The organism is Streptomyces sp., from assembly GCF_031178505.1.
Lineage (GTDB): Bacteria > Actinomycetota > Actinomycetes > Streptomycetales > Streptomycetaceae > Streptomyces > Streptomyces gulbargensis.
Window position 1 is genome coordinate 1 of sequence record NZ_JAPSIW010000364.1, and the last position, 6,818, is coordinate 6,818.

Annotated in this window: 8 protein-coding genes and 1 pseudogene; 5 read left to right on the plus strand and 4 right to left on the minus strand. The window is 72.4% G+C overall.

Going from position 1 to position 6,818, the window contains the following annotated elements; translation table 11 throughout:
• The 4 genes and pseudogenes from RIF68_RS22040 to RIF68_RS22055 all read left to right on the plus strand — a co-directional run.
• A pseudogene (locus RIF68_RS22040) lies at positions 1-634 on the plus strand (nitrite reductase (NAD(P)H)); the annotation flags it as partial.
• The gene (nirD, locus tag RIF68_RS22045) at positions 631-960 is read left to right on the plus strand and encodes a nitrite reductase small subunit NirD (RefSeq protein ID WP_309053011.1); all 330 of its coding nucleotides are present in this window, start codon (positions 631-633) and stop codon (positions 958-960) included. The pseudogene RIF68_RS22040 and the gene nirD, both read left to right, overlap by 4 nt.
• A gap of 61 nt (positions 961-1,021) precedes the next feature.
• A complete protein-coding gene (locus RIF68_RS22050) occupies positions 1,022-1,606 on the plus strand; it encodes a TetR/AcrR family transcriptional regulator (RefSeq protein WP_309053012.1) in 585 nt (194 codons plus the stop codon).
• A gap of 101 nt (positions 1,607-1,707) precedes the next feature.
• Positions 1,708-2,469, plus strand: coding sequence for an SDR family oxidoreductase (locus RIF68_RS22055; RefSeq protein WP_309053013.1), 762 nt, complete (start codon positions 1,708-1,710; stop codon positions 2,467-2,469).
• A gap of 75 nt (positions 2,470-2,544) precedes the next feature.
• Here RIF68_RS22055 and RIF68_RS22060 read toward each other — a convergent pair whose 3' ends face one another.
• On the minus strand, positions 2,545-2,958 hold the full coding sequence (locus RIF68_RS22060) for a VOC family protein (protein WP_309053014.1): 414 nt from the start codon (positions 2,956-2,958) through the stop codon (positions 2,545-2,547).
• Between the two features lie 169 nt (positions 2,959-3,127).
• Positions 3,128-3,589, minus strand: coding sequence for a group III truncated hemoglobin (locus tag RIF68_RS22065; RefSeq protein WP_309053015.1), 462 nt, complete (start codon positions 3,587-3,589; stop codon positions 3,128-3,130).
• A gap of 225 nt (positions 3,590-3,814) precedes the next feature.
• Here RIF68_RS22065 and RIF68_RS22070 point away from each other — a divergent pair, with 225 nt between their 5' ends.
• A complete protein-coding gene (locus RIF68_RS22070; RefSeq protein WP_309053016.1) occupies positions 3,815-4,975 on the plus strand; it encodes an alkaline phosphatase PhoX in 1,161 nt (386 codons plus the stop codon).
• Here RIF68_RS22070 and RIF68_RS22075 read toward each other — a convergent pair.
• Positions 4,945-5,967: a helix-turn-helix domain-containing protein gene (locus tag RIF68_RS22075; protein WP_309053017.1), complete on the minus strand. Its 1,023-nt coding sequence runs from the start codon at positions 5,965-5,967 to the stop codon at positions 4,945-4,947. The two genes, RIF68_RS22070 and RIF68_RS22075, sit on opposite strands and share 31 nt — an antisense overlap.
• A gap of 545 nt (positions 5,968-6,512) precedes the next feature.
• A partial coding sequence (locus tag RIF68_RS22080) for a putative PEP-binding protein (protein WP_309053018.1) occupies positions 6,513-6,818 on the minus strand: 306 nt, incomplete at its 5' end.

The window sequence follows — 6,818 nt, forward strand, 5'->3', positions numbered from 1 at the left end:
GGGGCAGACCTGGTGCCGCTACGGCGTGCAGGACTCGGTGAAGATGGCCATCCGGCTGGAACTGCGCTACCGGGGCCTGCGCGCCCCGCACAAGCTGAAGTCGGCGGTCTCCGGCTGCGCCCGCGAGTGCGCGGAGGCCCAGTCGAAGGACTTCGGCGTCATCGCCACGGCCTCGGGCTGGAACCTGTACGTGGGCGGGAACGGCGGCGCGACCCCGCGCCACGCCGACCTGCTCGCCCAGGACCTGTCGGACGCCGAACTGATCCGGCTCATCGACCGGTTCCTCATGTTCTACATCCGGACGGCCGACCGCCTTGAGCGGACATCCACCTGGCTGGAGCGCCTGGAAGGCGGACTCGACCACCTCAGGGACGTGGTGGTGCACGACAGCCTGGGGCTCTGCGAGGAGCTGGAGGCGCTGATGGCGGCGCACGTCGCGGAGTACCGGGACGAGTGGGCGCAGACCCTGGACGACCCCGACCGGCTGCGGCGGTTCGTCTCCTTCGTCAACGCGCCGGAGACGCCGGACCCCTCGGTCCGCTTCGTCCCGGAGCGGGACCAGATCAAGCCGGACCTCGACATCCTCACGATCGGTTCGCCGGTCGGCACGCTGGAAGGAGCGACCTCCCGATGACGACGCTCGAACTCTCCCTCTCCGAGGACGCGTGGATGACGGTCTGCGAGGCGGACCGGCTGACGCCGGGGCGGGGCATGGCGGCCCTGCTCCCGGACGGCCGGCAGGCCGCGGTCTTCCGGGACCGTGCGGGGCGGACGTACGCGATCGACAACCGCGACCCGTTCACGGGCGCCCAGGTGCTCGCCCGGGGGCTGCTGGGGTCGGCGGAGGGGCGGCCGTTCGTCGCCTCGCCGCTGCTGAAGCAGCGCTTCGACCTGACGACGGGCCGGTGCCTGGACGACGACGGGGTCGCGGTGACGGTCTATCCGGTGCGGGTGCGGTGACACCGAAGGGGCAATCCCCCTTTACTTGACCGGTCGTTCCAGACCGGCGTACGGTCGGGGCGTGGCCAGGACCAAGGAATTCGATCCGGACGCCGCGCTCCGGGCAGCGCTCGAACTGTTCTGGGCGCGGGGCTACGAGGCGACGGCGATGTCCGACCTCGTGGAGCACCTCGGCATCGGCCGGGCGAGCCTCTACGCCACCTTCGGGAACAAGCACGAGCTGTACCTGAAGGCCCTGGACCGCTACGCCGAGGAGCGCTTTCCGGGGATGGTCGAGGAGCTGTCCGCGCCGGGCCCCGCCCTGCCGGCCGTCCGGACGCTCGTCCGCCGCTTCGCGGCCGAGGCCGGTGCGGAGGAGGAGCGCCTGAACGGCTGTTTCGTCACCAACTCGGCGGCGGAGCTCGCCCCGCACGACCCCGCCGTGGCGCGCCGGGTGGAGATCAACTGGGAGCACCTGGAGACGCTGCTCCACGCGGCGCTCGTCCGGGCCCGCGCCCAGGGCGAGCTGCCGCCGGAGCGCGACCCGCGGGCCCTGGCCCGCATGCTGCTCGTCCTGACCCAGGGCATCCGGCTGGTCGGCAAGGCCTCCACGGACCCGGCACGGGTACGGGACGCGGCGGAGCAGGCCCTGGCCCTGCTGGACTGAGCCGGACCGGAGGAAGGGCGCCCGGAAGGGGCGCCCTTTTCCCGCGGCTCATATTGGAACGTACGGTCAAGTAAGAGAACTGACCCTCGGAGGGGTTTTCCATGTCCGATCGCTTCACCGACCGCGTCGTCCTCGTCACCGGGGCCGGTTCCGGCCTGGGCCGCGAGATCGCGCTCTCCTTCGCCGCCGAGGGCGCGAAGGTCGTCGCCGCCGGCCGCACCGCCGCCGCCCTGGACGAGACGGTCGCCATGATCGGTGACGCCGGGGGCACCGCCGCCGCCGTCACCGCCGACGTGTCCTCCGCCGCCTCCACGCGGCAGCTGGTCCGGCGCACGGTGGAGCTGTACGGCGGGCTCGACGTGGCCGTGAACAACGCGGGCGTCTTCCTCGGCGGCCACAGCGCCGCCGACTTCCCCCTGGAGGACTGGCAGACCCTGCTCGACATCAACGTGACGGGCGTCCTGCACGCCCTCCAGGCCGAGGTCGCCCACATGCGGGCGCACGGCGGCGGCGCGATCGTGAACATCTCCTCCAACCTGGGCGCGCACGTCCGTGTGCCGGGCGTCTTCGGCTACCAGGTCTCCAAGGCGGCGGTCTCGGCCCTCACCCGTGCCGCGGCCCTGGACCACATCGGCGACGGGGTGCGGATCAACGCGGTCAGCCCGGGGGCCGCGGAGTCGGCCATGTCCCTGCTGCCCGGCGAGACCGAGGCCGAGCGGGAGGTCCGGATGAAGGGCGAGTCGCCGCTCGGCCGGATCACCTCCGCCGCCGAGGTGGCGGCGGCGGTCCTCTACCTCGCCTCGGACGCGGCCGGGGCGGTCGTCGGCGCGGACCTGGTGATCGACGGCGGTGTCGCGGCCTGATCCCGGCGGAAGCGCCGGGTCCCGGTGCGGTCCCGGGGCCCGGCCTGGGGCCGGCCGCGGCCGGCCCCTGGGGGCTCAGCCCTGGGCGGCGGCCGGGTCCATCCAGAAGACCTCCCAGTGGTGGCCGTCCGGGTCGGCGAAGGAGCGGCCGTACATGAAGCCCATGTCCATCGGCTCCTTCGCCGGGCTGCCCCCGGCGGCGAGGGCGGCGTCGGCGAGTTCGTCGGCCTTCTCCCGGCTCTCGGCGCTCAGCGTGATCAGCACCTCGGTGGCCTTGGTGGCGTCGGCGATCTCCTTGCCCGGGGCGGTGAAGCTCTTGAACTTCTCCTCCGTGAGGAGCATCGCGCAGATCGTGTCGCTGATGACGACACAGGCGGCGGTCTCGTCGGTGAACTGCGGGTTGATCGAGTAGCCGATCTTCTCGTAGAAGGCCTTGCTGGCGTCCAGGTCCTTCACCGGCAGGTTCACGAAGATCATCTGCGGGGCCATGGTGTCTCTCCTCGGTAGGGCGCCGCCCTGCTCGGTTCCGGCGCGTTCGAAGGGGTAGACGGGCGTCCCGTCCGGAACTCATCGCTCGCGGCGCGGTCCTCCGGAACTTTTTCCGGGCGGCTCCGCCCTCGGGTCGGTCCGGGGCCGCGGGCGCCGCCGCTTGGCCCTCTCAGGCCGCCGGGGCCCGCAGACGCAGCGCCGCCAGCGGGACGAAGCCGCCGTCCCCTCCCCCGGTGGGAGCGTCCGGCCCGGCGAGCCGTCGCAGCATGGCGCGGGCGATCCGTTCGCCCTGCGCCTTGGCGCGCTCGGCCCGGGGCCCGCGGTGGAGGCCGTCGACGGTGGCGTGCCAGAGCTGGACCCAGCGCCCGAAGTGGGCGGCGGTGAGGGGCCGGGCCGTGTGCAGGGCGGCGTGCGGGGCGAAGGCGTCCCGCCCGTAGCCGGCCGTACGGAACAGGGCCCGCTCCCAGAAGTCGGTGATCCGGGGCAGGTGGGCGTCCAGGTCGGTGCCGGCGACCTCGGTGAAGTACGGCCCGATGAGCGGGTCCGCGACGGCCTCGGTGTAGAAGCGGCGCAGCAGGACGGCGAGGTCGTCACGGCCGCCGATGTCCCTGGGGTTCCGGGGGGCAGGCATGCCTCCAGTGTCCCGCACGGCGGGGTGCGCCCCCGGCGCCCTACCCGTGGGGAGGAATGGCCGGAAGGCGACGGCCGCGGACCTCGGGCGGTCCCCGTCCCCGTTCCGCCGCTTCCGCTTCACCACTTGTTGATGCACAGTCAACTCCGTACTCCTAGGTTCCGGAAGCGCGTGACCCCGCCGCGGACCGTGCGGCGGCTGATCATCACACCCATGGAGTGAGACGTGGAGCGACGCAGTTTCCTGCGCGGAGCGGTCATCGGCACGTCGGCGGCCGCCTTCGGCGGCACCCTGATGCGCGGGGCGGCCTACGCGGCCCCCGCCCAGCCCGGGGCCGGCCCGTACGGCCCGCTCGGCGCCGCCGACGCCAACGGCATCCAGCTGCCCAGCGGCTTCACCAGCCGGGTCGTCGCCCGGTCCGGCCAGCGGGTCGGCAGCACCTCGTACGTCTGGCACAACGCTCCCGACGGCGGTGCCTGCTACGCCGACGGCACCGGCTGGATCTACGTCTCCAACTCGGAGATCTCCAGCACGGGCGGCGCGAGCGCGATCAAGTTCGACTCCTCGGGCTCCATCACCTCGGCCTACCGCATCCTCTCCAACACCAACCGCAACTGCGCCGGCGGCAAGACGCCGTGGAACACCTGGCTGTCCTGCGAGGAGGTCGACACCGGCTACGTGTACGAGACGGACCCGTGGGGCGTGAACCCGGCCGTCCGCCGGGCCGCCATGGGCCGCTTCAACCACGAGGCGGCGGCCGCCGACCCGGTCCGCCGGGCGGTCTACCTCACCGAGGACAAGTCCGACGGCTGCTTCTACCGCTTCGTGCCCTCCACCTGGGGCAACCTCTCCGCCGGCACCCTCCAGGTCCTGGTGGCCGGCACGGCCACCTCCGGCTCGTTCACCTGGCAGAACGTCCCGGACCCGGACGGCTCCCCCACCGCCACCCGCTACCAGGTCTCGGCGGCGAAGAAGTTCAACGGCGGCGAGGGCTGTCACTACGCCAACGACACCGTGTGGTTCACCACCAAGGGCGACAACCGCCTCTGGCAGCTGAACCTCGCCACGAACACCTACGAGCTGGCCTACGACGACTCGCTCGTGCCCAGCGGCGCCGCCCCGCTCACCGGCGTCGACAACGTCACCGGCGCCTCCTCCGGTGACCTGTTCGTCGCCGAGGACGGCGGCAACATGGAGATCTGCGTCATCACCCCCGACGACGTGGTGGCCCCCTTCCTGCGGATCAACGGCCAGTCCTCCTCCGAGATCTGCGGCCCGGCCTTCTCCCCCGACGGCCGGCGGCTGTACTTCTCCAGCCAGCGCGGCACCTCGGGCAGCTCCTCGGGCGGCATCACCTACGAGGTGACCGGCCCGTTCCGCGCGTAACGCTCCGGTTCGGCCTGCCGCTGGGCGCCCCCGAGGAGGGCCGCGCCCAGCGGCGTCAGCGTGTGCAGCACCGCGTTGCCGTGGCGGAGGGTCGCGATGAGCCCCGCCTCGCGCAGCACACCCGCGTGCTGGCTCGCCGAGGCGAGCGAGACCCCGGCCCGCCGGGCCAGCTCGCTCGTCGTCCCGCCGTCCCCGATGGCGTGCAGCACGGCGGAGCGGGTCTGGCCCACCAGCTTCGCGAGCGAGGAGCCGCCGGGCGCCCGGACGGTGAGCGCCTCGCCGTGCGTGACGGGGTAGACGAGAACCGGCGGCAGCGCGGGGTCGCGCAGCATGACGGGCGTCCCCCGGCAGAAGTACGAGGGCTGGAGCAGCAGCCCCCGGCCGCCGAGGTGGACGTCCCGGTCGACCGGGTAGTCGGCCTCCAGGACGGGCGCGTGCCAGCGCAGCATCGGCGGCAGTGAGGCGAGCAGCTCCTCCGCGCCGCCGTCGAGGAGAGCCCGGCCGCGCCGCGCCCGGTCGGCCTCGACACGGGCCCGGATGTGCGGCCAGTACGGCTCCACGGCCGCCCGGTGGTAGGACCGAAGCGCCCCGACGAGCCGGTCGAAGGGCTCCGCGCCGCCGTCGGCGAGGGCACGGAGCGAGTGGGGCACGGTCCGGCCGCCGCTGCGGTCGGCGGCGAGCAGCGAGAGCTCACCGCGCAGCCGGCCGAGGTCCGTGGCGCGGATCGCCTGGAGGCCCTCGTCGAGCCCGTGCACCGCTTCGGCGGGCGTCAGGAAGTCGGGAAAATAGCCCCGGCTGGGCACCAGGGCGGCGAGCAGCCGGGTCTCCCCGCCGAGCCGCATCCGCGTTTCGGAGCGCCATTCCCCGTAGACGACGGGGCCCCGCCGGTCCCTTAAACGGTGAAAGCTCAGAATCGTTTCCCACAGAACGTCGGGACGGGCGGCCATCCGGACCGCCGCCAGATCGTCGCCGGTGAAATGAATCCGCAGCATCAAGCCCCCACCTGTGCACTCGCAACCACCCCCGCCGACGAGTATGCACACCATCACAGGTTGTTACCAGGGTGTTTCAGCCACAGTTGAAAAGCATCGCGGCGAACGGGGGTGAACCGAAAAGCTGTGCGGTGTCGGGCAGGAAACCTTCAGGACCGAGGTGACGTGGTGAAGACCGTGGGGGGCTTTGCCCGTCCGGCGGCGGTCGGCGAGGGTTGCGGCTCACCTGCCCGACATGGGTAAAGGGCGCGGCCACCGGGTGGGGATCCGGAGGCCGCGCCCGACCCGTTCTTTGCCGAAGAAACGGGAAAGTTCAAAGCCCAATAATTCAATGGGCCCCAATTGAACGTGAACTCACTTCCGACCAAAATCGACCCAAAATCAAAACGACGGGACGGACACCTCCGCACAAAGGTGTCCGTCCCGTCTCTCTTGGTTCCGGGGCCGCCGCCCGTCGGTGAGGGTCGTGAGAGACCGGCGGCGGCCCCGGTGGTTCCCGGGAAAGCGCTGCTGAACGGCCGTTCAGCAGCGCCTCAGCGGTCGGGTCAGCGGCTGTCGCTGCCCTTCGACCCGGCGGCGGCACGGCCCGCCTCCAGGCGCGCCACCGGGATCCGGAACGGCGAGCAGGAGACGTAGTCGAGGCCGACCTCGTGGAAGAAGTGCACCGACTCCGGGTCACCGCCGTGCTCGCCGCAGACACCGAGCTTGATGTCGGGGCGGGTGGCACGGCCGGCCTCGACGGCGTTGCGCACGAGGGCGCCGACGCCGTCCTTGTCGATGGTCTCGAAGGGGCTGACGCCGAAGATGCCCTTCTCCAGGTACGCGGTGAAGAACGAGGCCTCCACGTCGTC